Source organism: Nitrospira sp. CMX1, assembly GCF_054902215.1.
In genome coordinates this window covers 166,217-181,590 of record NZ_JBUBKD010000066.1, presented here as the reverse complement: position 1 = coordinate 181,590, position 15,374 = coordinate 166,217, and the positions used below count along the sequence as shown (strand labels likewise).

The 15,374-nt window shown below is 54.8% G+C and carries 14 protein-coding genes; 7 read left to right on the top strand and 7 right to left on the bottom strand.

All coding sequences use genetic code 11. The features are described 5' to 3' along the window. Positions 1-31 precede the first annotated feature (31 nt). Positions 32-217, bottom strand: coding sequence for a PilZ domain-containing protein (locus ACYX34_RS17335; RefSeq protein WP_462077837.1), 186 nt, complete (start codon positions 215-217; stop codon positions 32-34). Between the two features lie 112 nt (positions 218-329). On the opposite strand from ACYX34_RS17335, the gene lnt reads away from it, so the two are divergent. The 7 genes from lnt to ACYX34_RS17300 all read left to right on the top strand — a co-directional run bounded on the left by lnt (position 330) and on the right by ACYX34_RS17300 (position 8,558). After that, a complete protein-coding gene (lnt, locus tag ACYX34_RS17330; RefSeq protein ID WP_462077836.1) occupies positions 330-1,946 on the top strand; it encodes an apolipoprotein N-acyltransferase in 1,617 nt (538 codons plus the stop codon). A 22-nt stretch (positions 1,947-1,968) separates the two neighbouring features. Next, a protein-coding gene (gene prfB / locus ACYX34_RS17325; RefSeq protein ID WP_462077835.1) for a peptide chain release factor 2 occupies positions 1,969-3,115 on the top strand; the annotation gives its coding sequence in 2 pieces (ribosomal slippage) (positions 1,969-2,037 and positions 2,039-3,115; 1,146 coding nt in all). Between the two features lie 43 nt (positions 3,116-3,158). Then, positions 3,159-4,643 carry a lysine--tRNA ligase gene (gene lysS, locus ACYX34_RS17320; protein ID WP_462077834.1) on the top strand — a complete coding sequence of 495 codons (1,485 nt, stop codon included), beginning with the start codon at positions 3,159-3,161 and terminating at the stop codon, positions 4,641-4,643. A 2-nt stretch (positions 4,644-4,645) separates the two neighbouring features. Continuing rightward, entirely contained in the window at positions 4,646-5,923 is a 1,278-nt protein-coding gene (locus tag ACYX34_RS17315) for a lipoprotein-releasing ABC transporter permease subunit (RefSeq protein WP_462077833.1), read from the top strand. Positions 5,924-5,953: 30 nt separating this feature from the next. After that, positions 5,954-6,616 (top strand): ABC transporter ATP-binding protein, encoded by a 663-nt coding sequence (locus ACYX34_RS17310; RefSeq protein WP_462077832.1) that lies wholly within the window; start codon positions 5,954-5,956, stop codon positions 6,614-6,616. A 178-nt stretch (positions 6,617-6,794) separates the two neighbouring features. Beyond that, the gene (traF, locus tag ACYX34_RS17305) at positions 6,795-7,937 is read left to right on the top strand and encodes a conjugal transfer protein TraF (RefSeq protein ID WP_462077831.1); all 1,143 of its coding nucleotides are present in this window, start codon (positions 6,795-6,797) and stop codon (positions 7,935-7,937) included. 15 nt (positions 7,938-7,952) lie between these two features. After that, the gene (locus ACYX34_RS17300; RefSeq protein ID WP_462077830.1) at positions 7,953-8,558 is read left to right on the top strand and encodes a hypothetical protein; all 606 of its coding nucleotides are present in this window, start codon (positions 7,953-7,955) and stop codon (positions 8,556-8,558) included. 450 nt (positions 8,559-9,008) lie between these two features. Here the strand turns inward: ACYX34_RS17300 and ACYX34_RS17295 are convergent, their stop codons facing one another. The 6 genes from ACYX34_RS17295 to ACYX34_RS17270 form a co-directional block, all read right to left on the bottom strand. Then, positions 9,009-10,139 (bottom strand): lactonase family protein, encoded by a 1,131-nt coding sequence (locus ACYX34_RS17295; protein WP_462077829.1) that lies wholly within the window; start codon positions 10,137-10,139, stop codon positions 9,009-9,011. A gap of 484 nt (positions 10,140-10,623) precedes the next feature. Further along, positions 10,624-11,016 (bottom strand): fibronectin type III domain-containing protein, encoded by a 393-nt coding sequence (locus ACYX34_RS17290; RefSeq protein WP_462077828.1) that lies wholly within the window; start codon positions 11,014-11,016, stop codon positions 10,624-10,626. Between the two features lie 1,322 nt (positions 11,017-12,338). Continuing rightward, on the bottom strand, positions 12,339-12,497 hold the full coding sequence (locus tag ACYX34_RS17285) for a transposase (protein WP_462077827.1): 159 nt from the start codon (positions 12,495-12,497) through the stop codon (positions 12,339-12,341). A 189-nt stretch (positions 12,498-12,686) separates the two neighbouring features. Continuing rightward, positions 12,687-13,490 carry a tryptophan synthase subunit alpha gene (gene trpA / locus ACYX34_RS17280; protein ID WP_462077826.1) on the bottom strand — a complete coding sequence of 268 codons (804 nt, stop codon included), beginning with the start codon at positions 13,488-13,490 and terminating at the stop codon, positions 12,687-12,689. Next, a complete protein-coding gene (gene trpB, locus ACYX34_RS17275; RefSeq protein ID WP_462077825.1) occupies positions 13,487-14,680 on the bottom strand; it encodes a tryptophan synthase subunit beta in 1,194 nt (397 codons plus the stop codon). Before trpB ends, trpA begins: the two co-directional genes overlap by 4 nt. Before the next feature lie 57 nt (positions 14,681-14,737). Continuing rightward, positions 14,738-15,367, bottom strand: a complete 630-nt coding sequence (locus tag ACYX34_RS17270; RefSeq protein ID WP_462077824.1) for a phosphoribosylanthranilate isomerase — start codon at positions 15,365-15,367, stop codon at positions 14,738-14,740. Positions 15,368-15,374 lie beyond the last annotated feature (7 nt).

The following is a 15,374-nucleotide window of genomic DNA, read 5'->3' as shown; positions in this document are numbered from 1 at the left end:
TGCTGTGTTTCGTTCAGATAGTTCAGAGACTTCATGACTTCCTTTCTTCATCCAATTTGACGGCGATCTGCCGCCCTGGTTGGACCGCGAGGGAACTTTCGATCTGGGCACCGCCCAGTGACACATCGCGGATCGCTGCTTCCACCTCATGCGAGTTCGCTCGCACTAGGCTTTTCACGTGAGCGGGAACCCGGCGGTGTTGACGACGTTCCATCATGATTAAGAATACCCTATTCAGAGAGGTAAAAGCACCAGGTACCCTCCCAAGTCACTGATTGTTCTGGCATTCTCTTGCAAGTCATCGGATCTTTTCGTTAAGGTACGGCACGATGAACGGGGCTCGTTCACGCCAACTCATCTTTGCCTGCGCGAGTGGGTTATTTCTACCGCTCTGCTTCCCCAAGTTCGACCTGGGTTTGCTGGCCTGGATCGTCCTTATCCCTCTTCACCTCGCGCTCGACCAATGTTCCAAGCTGCGGGCGTTTTTGATCGGCTGGCTGAGCGGACTGATCGGGTTCACCGGCATCATGGCCTGGGTCGTCACCGCCATGACCACGTACGGCAAGGTTCCAGAACCAGTGAGTTACGCCATCCTCCTACTGCTGACCACATACCTGGGACTCTACACCGGCCTCTACAGTCTCGCCGTCGTCTGGCTGCGCGACCTCATCCCACGCTACGGAATTTTCTTTGCACCGTGCTTCTGGGTCGCTCTTGAGTTGTTCCGTACCTACCTCCTCTCAGGCCTTCCCTGGTGCCTCTTGGGCTACTCTCAATACCGCGAATTGGAATTGATTCAGATCGCAGACCATACAGGTGTATACGGCATTTCGTTCCTCATTGTACTAGTGAACTTGGCTCTGGCAGAGCTGGTCTTGTGGATGATGCCCTTTTTCCGGGGATTTCACCCGGTCAAGCTTCCCTGGGAGCTCCTCACGACCGCAGCTGCCTGCATGGTGCTCTCGTGGGTGTACAGCTCGGCGGTCTTGAGCGATCGGAACACAAAGGATCTTAAGACCTCCATTACCGTTGGGGTGGTCCAACCGAATATCGATCAAGCCGTAAAGTGGGACAGGGCCTTCCGCGATGAAACCATGCAACGTTTCGATCGGCTGACTGCCGAGCTCGGGACCGGTACCGATTTGGTCGTGTGGCCGGAAGCCGCGACACCGTTCATCTTGGAGCGTGAAAAAGAGTATCAGGTGCAACTAATCGCATGGGCGGAACGAGCCCAGGCACCGATTCTCCTGGGAAGTCCGGCCCTGCGGTTTTATCCGGATCGCCGCCCCTATCTCTTGAACAGCGCTTACCTGCTTGGGACAGACGGCACGCTGCTCGGACGGTATGATAAATACCATCTTGTCCCTTTTGGGGAATACATTCCTCTCAAATCCTCCTTGTTATTCTTCCTCGATAAACTGGTAGAGGGGATCGGCGATTTCGAGGCAGGCCCTGGGCCGACCACACTCTCCTTTACCCCAAAGTCATGGGGTGGAGAGGGAGCCTCTGGATCCAGACCGGTTAAATTCGGTGTAGTAATCTGTTACGAAGTCATTTTCCCGGATTTGGTCCGTCAGTTTGCCGCAAACGGTGCCGAGTTTTTGGTGACAATCACCAACGACGGATGGTTCGGGCCGTCCTCAGCCCCTGCCCAGCACTTTGCCATGGTCGTTTTTCGCTCCGTGGAGAATCATGTCGCGTTCGCACGCGCCGCCAACACAGGCATCTCCGGATTCATTGACCCCTTCGGACAAATCATCCACGCAACGCCCCTGTTCACGGAGCAGGCCTCCCACGCCGTGATCCCGACCAGACAACTCCCTACCTTCTACAGTTATTACGGCGATGTGTTTGCCTACGCCTGTGTTATACTCTGCGCGCTTTTGTGCCTGTTCGGATATTTCCGCAGCAAAGAACCAGTCCTGACGGCCGTCACGCCGGCCTGAATGCAGTAAGGAGGATTGTGGCATGTTAGAGGAAGTCGAAGGTCGCGTGCGCGTCCTGGCAGACCAAGTCTCGGAACTACGGGGGCATCTTTGACTTCGCTCATATGACTTCCGAGCTGCAAGAACTTGAAGCACAGATGGGCCAGCCGCACTTCTGGAACGATGCCCGTGCCGCGGCTGCAGTGAGCCGAAAAAAAACGACGATCGAACGAGAGCTGCAGCAGTGGCGAGAGCTCGAAACGAAAATGGACGATGTGGGTGCACTGCTGGAGCTTGCACGCGAAAGCGGTGACGCCGGCTTGGAGATGGAGCTCACGGCAGAATTGAGTCGGCTGGAGCCGCGCTTGGCCACACTGCGGGTCGAGCTGCTCTTGTCTGGTGAGCTGGACCCCAATAACGCCATTCTGGCGATTCATCCCGGTGCCGGCGGCACTGAATCGCAGGACTGGGCACAAATGCTCCTTCGCATGTATGTGCGGTGGGCGGAGCAGAAGAAATTCAAAGTGGACACGTTGGACCTGCTGCCCGGCGACGAGGCGGGCATCAAAAGCGTGACGGTCTCAATCACCGGGCCCTATGCCTACGGCTATCTCAAAGCGGAAGCCGGCGTCCACCGCTTGGTGCGCATTTCCCCATTCGACTCCAACAAGCGGCGGCATACCTCGTTTGCCTCCGTCTTCGTGTATCCGGAGCTGAGCGAGGATATCGACGTCGTGGTCGAAGACAAGGATCTGCGGATCGATACCTTCCGTGCGGGAGGTGCCGGAGGCCAGAATGTCAATAAGGTGGAAACCGCTATCCGCATCACCCATCTCCCAAGCGGAATCGTCGTGCAGTGCCAGAACGAACGTTCGCAACTTCAGAATCGAAACGGGGCGATGAAAATCTTGAAAGCGCGCCTCTTCGAACTGGAACAAAAGAAAAAGGAAGCCGAATTCAACGCCATCGTCGGCGAAAAGAAAGATATCGCATGGGGCAGCCAAATTCGATCGTATGTCTTCCAGCCCTACCAAATGGTGAAAGATCACCGAACCGGCCATCAAACCAGTGTGGTGTCTTCCGTCATGGATGGCAACCTCGACGGCTTCATCGAAGCCTATCTCACCAAGAAGATCACAAAAGGGAGCAGTCAGACCCCAGCAATCAGCGATCAGGGTGACGACCTGTAGGAGTTGATGACTGAACGCTGAAGGCTCAGATTAGAGCGACCCCATGGATGAACTCAACGAACAGCGGCAGCAACGGGTGAAGAAACTGGACCTCCTTCGAGAGGCGGGTATCGCGCCCTATGGTACTCGCTTCGAAGTAAAGGACCGGGCCGGACAGCTCATCACGGCACACGGTGAAAAAACCAAAGAAACGCTTGAGCAGGAAAAGATCCCCTGTACCCTTGCTGGGCGTGTGGTTGCCCTGCGTCGTTTCGGCAAGGCTGGGTTTGCTGTCTTGCAGGACGGATCTGATCGTCTCCAGGTCTACCTCAAGAAAGATCTGCTGTCGGACCAAGCCTATACCGTTGTCGAACAGCTTGATCTCGGCGACTGGATAGGAGTCACGGGCACATTGTTCCGCACCAAAACGAACGAATTCACGGTCGAAGTCCGTCACCTGACGTTTCTCAGCAAAGCCCTTCGCCCTCTGCCGGAAAAATGGCATGGGCTGACCGATGTCGAAACGAGGTATCGCCAGCGTTACGTTGATCTGATCGCCAATCCTCAAGTCCACCAGATCTTCGCCACTCGAAGCCGCATCATCGGGGGAATCCGATCTTTTCTGATCGAACGAGGGTTCCTCGAGGTGGAGACCCCGATGATGCATCCTATTCCCGGAGGTGCAGCGGCAAAGCCGTTCGTCACGCATCACAATGCGCTCGGCGTGGACCTCTATCTGCGTATCGCACCAGAGCTTTATCTGAAACGCCTGATCGTCGGGGGATTTCCGCGGGTTTTTGAGATCAACCGCAACTTTAGGAATGAAGGCATCTCGACGATTCACAATCCAGAATTTACGATGCTGGAATTCTACATGTCCTACTCGGACTATCAGGATCTGATCACCCTCACCGAAGAGCTGATCTCCAGCTTGGCCCAACAGGTCTTGGGCAAGACGGTGATTCACTACCAGGGTCAGGAGGTTATCCTCACACCTCCGTGGCGGCGATGGTCTTATCACCAGGCCATTCTGGAGGTCAATCGCCTCGACCCGTCAGTCCTTCATGATCGTGACAAGGCCTTGGCTGCGGCGAAACAGCTGAACGTCCATGTAGACCCTAAATCCTCCTTATTCTCGATCCTGAATGAGATCTTCGAGGAAACCGTTGAGCCGAATCTCCAACAACCCACGTTCGTCACTGATTACCCGATCGAAATTTCCCCGCTCGCCAGACGCAAGGATGCCGACCCGGCCTTAACCGATCGATTCGAGTTGTATATCGCCGGGAGGGAGATTGCGAACGCCTTCTCCGAGTTGAACGACCCATTGGATCAGCGCGAACGGTTTGAGGGACAGGCCGCTCAGCGTGAAGCAGGGGATGAGGAAGCCCACCTCGTCGATGAAGACTTCTTGCGAGCCCTCGAGTTTGGGATGCCTCCGACCGCAGGAGAAGGGATCGGAATCGATCGTCTGATCATGCTCTTGACCGACCAAGCCTCCATTCGCGATGTCGTCCTCTTTCCTCAGCTCCGACCGGAGAAATCGTAAGAGTGAACCTTCCCTTTGAAATCTTCGTCGGACTCCGCTACCTCCGTGCCAAGCGACGGAATCGGACCATTTCGCTGAACACCTTCGTGTCGATCGCCGGCATTACATTGGGCGTTGCGGCACTCATCGGCACCGTCGGCATCATGACGGGATTCCGGGAAGACATTCAAAGCAAGATCCTCGGCACCACCGCCCATATCATCGTCCAAGAACGCATGAAAGAACACATGACCGATTATGACCACCTAGCCGACAAGGTTCAGACGGTCCCAGACGTGGTGGCCGCCACACCGTTTGTCCTCCGCCAGGTGCTCCTGACCACACAATCAGGTGTACAGGGGATCGTCCTTCGCGGAATCGACCCAAAGCGAGAAGCGAATGTGACCGAGCTTGCCAAAAATATTACGGCAGGACAACTGAATGACCTCCTCACTCCGGTCAAGGTACTGCAGGCTCCAGCCGACGACCCTCAAGCAGAACCCCGCCCCGTTGAAAAACCGGGCATCATCCTCGGCAAGGAGCTGGCACTCAGATTGGGGGTGTTTGTCGGCGATACCGTCAATGTGGTTTCTCCCGTTGGACCGATCAGCGCGATGGGGATGGTGCCTAAGATTCGAACCTTTGCCGTCGTCGCCCTTTTCCATTCCGGTATGTACGAATATGATTCATCTTTGGCCTATATCGAGCTCGGCGAGGCCCAAAAATTTTTCAACATGACTGCCAGCGTGACCGGCGTGGAAGTCAAAGTCACCGATGTCTTCCGTGCCGCGGATATCGCTCGCAATATTGAACAGGAGTTAGGATTCAGTCATGGGGCCAGAGACTGGATGCAGATGAATCGCAACCTATTTTCGGCGCTCAAGCTGGAGAAGACGATGATGTTTCTCCTCCTGGTCCTGATCACGATCGTGGCATCCTTCAACATCGTCAGCACACTAACCATGATCGTCACGGAGAAGCAGAAGGAAATTGCGATTCTCAAGGCCATGGGTGCGACAAAGCGAAGTATCCGCCGCATTTTCATGCTCAATGGATTGATCATCGGATTTACCGGAACCGGCATCGGGATCCCGTTGGGCTATGCGTTTCTCTGGCTGATTCAAACGTTTTGGACCTTCGACCCGAGCGTGTATTACATCTCGACTATCCCGGTGCATGTGTTGGCGGAGGACGTATTGCTCGTAGCGGGATCGGCCATCTTGATCAGTTTTGTTGCAACGGTCCACCCAGCCAATCAGGCCGCCAAGCTCGAGCCGGTTGCTGCATTGCGCTACGAATAGGGTAACAACTGGAAGCGGCATGCTCGCCTTATGATTAAAGTCACCGACCTCCAGAAATCCTTCTCAATGGGAACTTACGAAGTGCCCGTGCTCAAGGGGATCAATCTTGAGATTCAGCGCGGCGAGCTGGTCGCTATTGTCGGAGCCTCCGGGGCCGGTAAGAGCACCTTGCTCCACATTATCGGCACCCTGGATAAACCGAGCAGCGGGACCGTCACTTTCGATGGGCAGGATCTCTTTCGCATGAACGAGGCGCAGCAAGCAGAGTTCCGCAATAGACGGATCGGGTTTGTCTTCCAATTCCATCACTTGCTCGCCGAATTCACGGCATTGGAAAATGCCTGCATGCCGGCGCTCGTACAACGTCGCGACCCCGCCATTGTCAGAACCGAAGCCACCACCATTCTCACGGAAGTTGGGTTAGGACATCGGTTGCATCACAAGCCAGGAGAACTATCAGGAGGAGAACAACAGCGAGTGGCGATGGCCCGGGCGCTCATGCAGAAACCGGATGTTGTCTTGGCCGATGAACCAACCGGCAACCTCGATACCCACAGTGGAGACGGGTTGTTTGAATTGATGCGCACGTTGAGCAAGACGCGCGGCACGACCTTTGTCATCGTCACGCATAACGACAAGCTCTCCGCCCAGTCCGACCGCATCATCCACATGCAGGACGGACAGATCGTCTAAAGACACTCCATCATCGGATCATGGTATCTTGTTGTTCTCATCCCTTCTGGAGGAAGTGACCTCCAGACTCCTCCATAGCCTCAATCCTTCCCATTCGCCGGTGAGCAAGCTGCGATTCCTTGACGAACTTCTGCTCCTTCTCTAGACTCGCGTAGGCTCTCATTTAGAGTGACTCCTCATGCACTGCGTCTTTTCGCTTCGCATCGTTCTGCTGTTGGCCGCCTCAGCATGGCCGGCACTTGCATCGGCAGCGGAATTTGTCATCTCAGGCCCTCGTGCCATGGGCATGGGAGGGGCCGGTGTCGCCGTAACCACCAATGCACTGGCCACCTATTGGAATCCCGCCGGCCTTGCCATGACTCAGACCGTGGATATTCGGGTCCAAGGTGGTGGACAAGCAACTGACCGTCTCGGCATCGGGGATGCCTTGCATGACCTGGAGAACTTCGATCGTGGCGATCTCTCTCCGGCAAATCAGGCGAAAGCCCAGTCGATCGCCGACCGTATCAATCGACCAGGAGCTACGGTTTCGGTCAACGGATCGGCCGGTCTCTATTTCAAGGGGCACCTGGGTGAACATGCGTTTGGATTTAACGTGTCGGATGTTGCGACAGGCGGTGGGTTCATTTCAACACCCGTGACAGTCACCCCACCAAGTGGGCCATCGCCGATCACCGTGACTGGGCAAATGGCGCTGCGTGGCCTGGAGGCCAGGCAATTAGCCTTTTCCTACGCCTATGCTTTCGCTGATAAAACGTTTGCCATCGGAATTACGGCAAAGATCATTCAAGGTGCTTCTTACAATGGTTCCACTGAACTCCAAGGGGGAAGCGGGGTCAGCACAACCGATCACTTCGGCAAACCGAACATCTCTACCACCTACGGAATTGACATCGGGGCAATCTATCGGCCATCCTCCTGGATTAGAGTGGGAGTCGTCGCGAAGGATATCAACACACCAACGTTCGATGCCGCCGGTGGAGGCACTCTGAAATTAGAACCCCAAGTCCGAGTCGGTCTCGCCGTGAACCCCTACTCCACCCTGACATTAACAGCCGATGTGGATGCGATGTCGAACAAGACCTTTGTCCCAGGTGTGAAGAGCCAGCTCTTGAGTTTTGGGCTTGAACAGACAATTTTGTCGGAATTTCTTTCGTTTAGAGTCGGAACGTTCAAAAATATGCAGGACGCGTCAACCCCATTCGTCCCAACTGCGGGCCTCGGCATCCGGTGGTTCAATTTCCGCGCCGATGCCGGTGGCGGGTATGATTTCCGTGAAAAGGGTGCGCTCGTGTCCGCTTCTGTTTCCATGACGTTCTAATGGTATACTAAACCCATGCTGACTCGATCATCTCTACGCATCATATCCATTGGACTGTTTCTCTCATTACTCAATGGCTGCGGGGGACTACAGGAGGTCTGGGAAGGCCCCGGGGCGAGGGTCTTTCGTCCGCAGACCATCGCCGTGCTGCCACCAATGGCGAGCCAATACGATAGTGCCCGCGAAGACATTCAGGACGTCCTGGTGGGAGCACTGAACCGGCAGGGCAATATCGAGCGAGTCGTTTCGCCAGAAAATGTCACGGATATTTTTCAAGCCTCGAAGGAGGCGTTTGATTCACTGGTGTTTTATTTTTCCCGGTTGGAGATGACTGGACAATCCGACAAAGACTCCGCTGTCAAGCTGGGAAAAGCACTGAACGTCGATGCATTCCTTGTGGTCCGAGTCAACTCGTGGGAATACGTCAGGAAGGAAGGCGATAACGTCGGGCGAGTGGGGCTCAGCCTTCGGCTAATCGATGCCGCCACCGGGACGACGGTGTGGAAAGCACGCCACGAACGGTCGGACAGTTATATGTTCATCAAGCCAAGCCTCAAGGACATTGCCAGGGAACTCGCCAACGAGATGATCAAATACATGCCCCCGCAAACCAAGAAGTAAAACTCTCGTCCCCCAGGTCATCCATATTGCACACTTCCCACACACTCGCAGAATCTTCATTTTTATTCACCTGACTCGTTGAACCCTGTCTCAGCACAGGGGATACACCGGTCGAAGCATTGCGGGCTATGCTGATGTGAAGAGTCACCGACTGGTCCTATGCAACACTACACACCGGACCCAAGACCTTCGCTCATGATATGACGAGACGAACGACAAGCTGTGACGTGAGCAGACAAATGATGAGCCACCACGCTATGGGAGAGTCAGTCCTGTGTTGTGCCCGTGATCGTCAGATATCCATCAGGTCGATTCTGATTATGTTGGGCTTTGAACGAGAACGGCCGGCTTCGTTCGAAGCCGGCCGTTCCGCAACCCGTCAGATTGGCTTTCTGAGCGGTCTTGCCAAGACTACTCAGAACACTGGCTATTCCCACTCAAAGAAGGAATTCATAGTGAAACGCTGGACTGAAACGTCAGCGTCCCAGTTGCCGGATTGATCGTATAGACAAAGATATCCCTCGTATCACGATGCACCACATAGACAAACTTTCCAGTCGGATCTACCGTAATACCTTCAGGGTCACCGTTTGCGCCAACGATTGAACGTGGTGCTTGCAGCACCCCATTTGCACCAACCGTATAGATCGAGATCGTATCCGCTTGGCCATCCGTCACATACGCAAACTTCCCTGAAAGATCGACCGTCACACCCTCTGGGCCATTCCCCGTGGCAACGGGCGGACCACCCAACAGTTCTAGCTCTCCCGTTGTCTTGATGCTATACGCCGAGACAGTAGCCGATTCCTCATTCGAGACATAGAGGAATGATCCGTTTGGATGTATCGCGATTGCGTTTGGACCGTTACCAGTTGCTAAAGGCACGTTGGGTACAGTCACGTCTTCCAGTTTTCCCGTTGTCGCGTTAATCTTATAGGTCGAGATAGTATCTGATCTAAAATGCGCGACATAGGCCCGTGTTCCCGTGCTATTGATTGCAATGGCATCAGGACCTCCACCCGTAGCCTTGTGCTCCACCAGTGTCAGCAATCCGTCCGAGCCTATCTTGTAGACCGAGACGGTATCTGACTCAAAATTCGCGACATACACAAAATTGTGTGTCCAATCCACACTGATAGAGGCAGGCCCACTCCCGGCAGAAACAGGCGAACCCAGCGATGTCAGCCCCCCATCCGCCCCAATCGTATAGGCCGACACGGTATCCGAACTATAATTTGTCACATACGCCAGCTTCTTTGTGCTGTTCACTGCAATGAACGTCGGTTGAAATCCCGCACAGATTTCTCCTCTCGATGTCAACGCTCCTGAGCTCTCGACCTTATACCAAACGATCTTGTGCGAAGAAGTACGCACCGCGTATGCGAAGCCCCCAGTGATGGCAGGCGGTCCCTGGGGAACAGGAAAGCCAGGGAGTGAGGAAGCAGGGGCACAAGAAATTCCAGAAGGACCACTGTCATTGCTATTATTCGTGGAACATCCCGCCCCGATTCCCACTAAAAGACACACCGACAACCCTGACGCCAGCACACGAGACCGCTGTTGAACTATTGATAAATCCATGACTCCTCCTAAATGGCCACGAATAATTCGAACTTGAGCAACGCCTGGCACCCTACCGAATGAGCTCACGTTCGAACAAGACCCGAAAGAGTAGTCAATCACCCTACGGAGGATGGGGAGAAGATATCGCACTGTCCGCTTGGCGATTGGGGATACACAGGCACTCAATAGTGGCCGATAGGGAAGAACCCTCTGACCTCCAAGACACAATACCGCCCACGTGAGCAATGGAATGATCGGGAACTTCTAGGAAGATCAAGGAAGCTGAAGTGATGGCCGGACTCATAGGGAGAGAAGTCTACCCATCAGTACAACAGGAAACAGTTTGAATTCTAACTTATTGACCCTACGCGGACTTCGGTTTCTAAGGGAAAGAAGTGATTAGAAAAGGCCACTCCCCGTACTGAGGAGTGGCCTTTTGTCTGCCCTCTCACTCTTGTGAGGAGGAGTGAATACACGGCACTGCGGAGCTTCTATTGAGTGATCACTGAATGGTCTTACTGACCTCATTGGAGGGGGTACTTTCGCCGACATTGTTATACGACGTGACGACAAAATAGTAGGTTCGACCAATGGTCAATCCACTCACGGTCGATGACGTAACGTTACCTACATCAATAGTTTGGGCATATTGGCTGGGCACCTGGCCAATATACACCTTATAGCCGCTGACCGTGGTGCCGGCAACCGCGTTCCACGCAAGGTTCACCGAGGACGTGGTGGATGGTGGGGGCTGCGTGGGCGGTGATACAACCACCTTTACAGGGACTGTTGCTGTGTACCAGGTGCCCACTTTGATCGTGATGGTGACATTGTAGGTGCCTGCTATGAGCCCTTGTGTGTTGGCGGCGACCGTGAGCTGGGCGCTTGTGGTCATGGAATTTGTGGCAGGCGACACAGAAAGCCAGGAGGCATTGTCCGAAGCACTCAATGTAGCTTTCCGAGTGGAGGTCCTGGAGACGGTTATGGTCTGGTTCGGTGGGTTGCTCGCCCCTTGCACGGCATTATACGTCAGACCTATCTGGGGTGTTATGCCAACAGCTGGGGCCGCCGAACCTTCAGAAGCGAGCCTAAGGCAGACGAACACAGTCATCAGAAGAACCTGCCAGAACGATGGCCTAGCTGAAACATGGTTCGTACGACTAGACTGTGCCATAAAAGAGTGCCTCCTCCGCATTGTTGCTTTTTCTCGGCAACTTATGTTCAACCAAATACCTTCTGAATGATGCTGGCTTCTTAGAGGTCTTTGTCTGATCACCAGTCGGATGATGAGAGTTGGCTGCTCCACGAAGGACCGTGACAATCCTGCCATGCGAAACCTTCATCAAGCCGCTGAGCTCTCTGGTGCTCCTCTTAACTCTAGGATCTCCGTATGCGATTCGGCCGGGGACGTGACCGCCGGTACGACCACAGACCGACCCAGAATCTCCTGCGAGCTGTTCGGAAAGGCCACACCGGGCAAAAGGGGCGAAGTCTACTCGGCTCAGCACATTGAGCCTCTATGCGCAGCAAGAACCCCGCGTCGCAGAACGTTACCAACTACCTGCAGAGGATTTAACCTGAGCAATGATGGTATTTCGTGCACACCCGATGGAGATCACTGTGAGACCGAGAGAATTGCCGTCATTCCCGTCCTATTATGTCGCACGAATGAAGAGATCAAGCAAAAGTGGTGCCACGAGAAGCCTCCTGATAGAATTAACTTCTTATGTATTTTGAGTACGTAGTCCAGACCCTCGGATGTACCAGGTGAAGGGTTTGGCCTTCAGAAGAATCAAAAAGGAACAAACGAGGAACAATGATGGAGGTCAGATTATGCTTCGTGCGTCAATCACCGCTCAGAGGATCGGCGACGCGACTGATCGCCGCATAGTGCATGCCCACAGCACGGACGATTTCGGCGAGCCGATACCCATTCGAGATGGGCCCAGCAAATGGCTTCATTCCGTCGTACACGTGCGGTCCTGGTCCCGGCACCAAAGAAATGGCTCAGAGTTGGTCTGGCAGCAAACCTCCTCTCACGGCGAGCCCTGACCTCTTCCTTCCGCTCAGCCACTGCAGGCTGCAGACCAAACTAGGACAGTAGCCAGTCGATGGTGAGATAAGAAGGCGTGGGTTCTAGTCCAGCGGTCGCATGATAGCTAGACTACGGATAGATATCGGCTTTGCAAATCCGTTTGGCGAGAACCAGATTGAGCACTACATACCAGCAAAGCTCCAGCAGCGTCCTTGCAGCACATGGCCGACTCGCTGATGGCGATGATTAAAGACTCGTGTGTAGACCCCATTGAGTTGGCGCATAGCCTTAGCGAGATTCGCCTCTGGGGTCTCCACCAGCAGATGGAAGTGGTTGTCCATTAGCCCGCATTAAGTATTTAGGGCGTTTGGGGCCATTTATGGGATCAATTATGGAATTGGCTGTTAAGGGGGGGCGCCCCAACGGTCTTCGATCCGGTCTTCCGAGAAGTCCCAATGGACGACGAGACAGGGTCAAGATCTGGAGTCGGATCTTGTATTGTGCGTCAACTCCCTGATTCTGGCAGTCGGTTAGGCTGGCCCCATCGCAGCTTTGAGCGAGCGGACAAACTCGGCCACATGCCTGACCATGTCGGGGTCTTGTTGATGTACTGCAATCTGTTTGACAATGGCGCTGCCCACGATCACCCCATCCGCCATCTTCGACACGCGCGCCGCATCCTCCGGCGTCGCCACGCCAAATCCCACGGCGACAGGAGCCGCAGATACCTTCCTGAGTTTGTCGATATTCTGCTGGATGTCTGCTGCGTTGCTGAGTTTGGCCCCGGTAATGCCCGTCAAGGAAACATAGTAGACAAATCCATGTGATTCTTTTGCCACCAGTTTCCGCCGATCCGTCGTGCTCGTCGGCGCAAGCAAGAAGATCAGCGAAAGCCCCACCGCATCCGCCGGAGCCTTGAGTGGCCCCGCTTCGTCCGGCGGCATATCGGGCACGATCAATCCATCTACTCCAGCAGCCTTTGCTGCCTTGCAGAACTCTTCACAGCCCATGGCATGGATGGAATTGTAATACAGCATGAGGATGATCGGAATCTCCGTCCGTTGCCGGAGTGAGGTGATCGACGCAAGGATCTGACGAAGCGACGTGCCGCTCTTCAACGCCCGTTCGGCAGCCTGTTGGATCACCGGCCCATCGGCGATGGGATCAGAAAACGGCACACCCAGCTCGATAATATCGGCACCGGCCTGCTCAAGGGCAATAACGAGTTGCTCTGTTTCTGCCAGTCCAGGGTCCCCGGCCATGAGATAGGCAATCAGGGCTTTCTCTTTCTTCTCACGAAGACGTGCAAAGGTGCTGTCCAACCGTCCACTCATAGCGTGACCCCTCGCATTCTGGCCACTTGTTGAACATCTTTGTCTCCACGACCCGACAGATTCGCAATGATGATCTGTGACTTTTTCAATGTGGGTGCCAGCTTGACCACATGGGCGATTGCATGAGCGCTTTCTAGCGCCGGGACGATACCTTCTTCACGCGCGAGCAGATCAAACGCCGCCATGGCTTCACTATCCGTCGCGTAGGTGTAGTCGATCCGACCCAGGTCGTGATAGAGGCTGTGCTCCGGCCCGACTGCCGCATAATCCAGACCAGCCGAGACGGAATGGGTCAAATTGATCTGTCCATTCTCGTCCTGCAGCAGATAGGTCATCGTACCCTGTAAGACGCCCGGCTTCCCACCGGAGAATCGGGCCGCATGTTTTCCGCTGATGATTCCCGTTCCCCCTGCCTCGACCCCGATCATCTTCACCTTGGGATCTCCCAGAAAGGCGTGGAAGAGCCCGATCGAATTGCTCCCGCCGCCGACACAGGCGACGAGATAGTTCGGCAACTTGCCTTCCGCCGCCAGAATCTGCTTTCGCGCTTCTCGCCCGATGATGGCCTGAAAATCGCGGATCATCATGGGATAGGGATGAGCCCCAAGCACTGAACCGAGAATGTAATGAGTCGTCCGCACATTCGTCGTCCAATCCCGCATCGCTTCGCTGATGGCGTCCTTCAATGTCCGACTTCCAGCATCCACACCGGTGACCTTGGCCCCCAACAAGCGCATACGGAAGACGTTCAAAGCCTGCCGTTCCATGTCCTCCGTGCCCATGTAGATTTCACACTCGAGCCCGAACATCGCGGCAGCTGTCGCCGTAGCCACACCATGTTGCCCTGCTCCGGTTTCGGCGATCACTCGAGGCTTCTTCATGCGTACCGCGAGCAACGCTTGTCCGATCGCGTTATTGATCTTATGGGCGCCCGTATGGCAGAGGTCCTCCCGCTTGAGATAAATCTTGGCACCGCTCAATTTCTTTGTCAGCCGATCGGCACGATAGAGACTCGTCGGGCGCCCGACATATTGCTTGAGATAATAGGCCAGGTCTGCTTGAAATCGACGATCCTTCTTGACCTTCGCATACTCCCCTTCCAGCTCCAGCAGCGCCGGCATGAGGGTTTCAGGCACATACCGCCCGCCATAGGGTCCAAAACGGCCACGATTATCGGGAAGGGTCGGCATGAGATTACATCCTCCTGGCTGAATAATGCTTCAGACGGTGAAGTATAGAGGCGCAGATCAGGCTGGCACAAGTCTGGCGGCGTCAATAAACGCTTTGATCTTCGCGTGGTCCTTTTTCCCCGGGCTCAGCTCCACCCCGCTACTCACATCAACTCCATAGGGACGCACACGGGCGATGGCCTCGGCCACATTCACAGGAGTCAGCCCCCCAGCCAGGACAATCGGTGTGGATCGAGCCGCTTCCTGTGCCAACGTCCAATCCACGGTTTGGCCGGTTCCGCCATAGGCCTGATCGGAAAAGGCATCGATAAGAAACCCGCGTACATTGGCGCGTCCTTGGAGTTCTGTTAGCGTCAGAAAGGTCTCTCGATCTTTCAGTCGGAGCGCCTTCATCACGGGACGCCCAAGGTCCTGACAATAGGATACAGGTTCATCTCCATGTAGCTGCGCCAATACCAAGCCACATCCATCCATCAATGCCTTTACTCGATCCGACTCTTCATTGACGAAGACTCCAACGGGCAGCACGAACGGCGGCAGCCCAACCACAATCGCCCTCACCACTGCTGGCTCCACAAAACGCGGGCTCTTGCGGTACATGACAAAGCCCAAAGCATCCGCGCCAGCTTCCACCGCCACCTTCGCGTCGGCCACATTGGTGATGCCGCAAATCTTAATCTTCACCATAACGCCA

Excerpts from the sequence above, each read along its gene's own strand:
- ACYX34_RS17270 (WP_462077824.1), bottom strand. The coding sequence starts at position 15,367 with ATGGTGAAGATTAAGATTTGCGGCATCACCAATGTGGCCGACGCGAAG.
- ACYX34_RS17335 (WP_462077837.1), bottom strand. The coding sequence starts at position 217 with ATGATGGAACGTCGTCAACACCGCCGGGTTCCCGCTCACGTGAAAAGC.
- traF (WP_462077831.1), top strand. The coding sequence starts at position 6,795 with ATGCACTGCGTCTTTTCGCTTCGCATCGTTCTGCTGTTGGCCGCCTCA.
- trpA (WP_462077826.1), bottom strand. The coding sequence starts at position 13,490 with ATGAGTGGACGGTTGGACAGCACCTTTGCACGTCTTCGTGAGAAGAAA.
- lysS (WP_462077834.1), top strand. The coding sequence starts at position 3,159 with ATGGATGAACTCAACGAACAGCGGCAGCAACGGGTGAAGAAACTGGAC.
- ACYX34_RS17285 (WP_462077827.1), bottom strand. The coding sequence starts at position 12,497 with ATGGACAACCACTTCCATCTGCTGGTGGAGACCCCAGAGGCGAATCTC.
- lnt (WP_462077836.1), top strand. The coding sequence starts at position 330 with ATGAACGGGGCTCGTTCACGCCAACTCATCTTTGCCTGCGCGAGTGGG.
- ACYX34_RS17310 (WP_462077832.1), top strand. The coding sequence starts at position 5,954 with ATGATTAAAGTCACCGACCTCCAGAAATCCTTCTCAATGGGAACTTAC.
- ACYX34_RS17300 (WP_462077830.1), top strand. The coding sequence starts at position 7,953 with ATGCTGACTCGATCATCTCTACGCATCATATCCATTGGACTGTTTCTC.
- ACYX34_RS17295 (WP_462077829.1), bottom strand. The coding sequence starts at position 10,139 with ATGGATTTATCAATAGTTCAACAGCGGTCTCGTGTGCTGGCGTCAGGG.
- ACYX34_RS17290 (WP_462077828.1), bottom strand. The coding sequence starts at position 11,016 with ATGACCACAAGCGCCCAGCTCACGGTCGCCGCCAACACACAAGGGCTC.
- trpB (WP_462077825.1), bottom strand. The coding sequence starts at position 14,680 with ATGCCGACCCTTCCCGATAATCGTGGCCGTTTTGGACCCTATGGCGGG.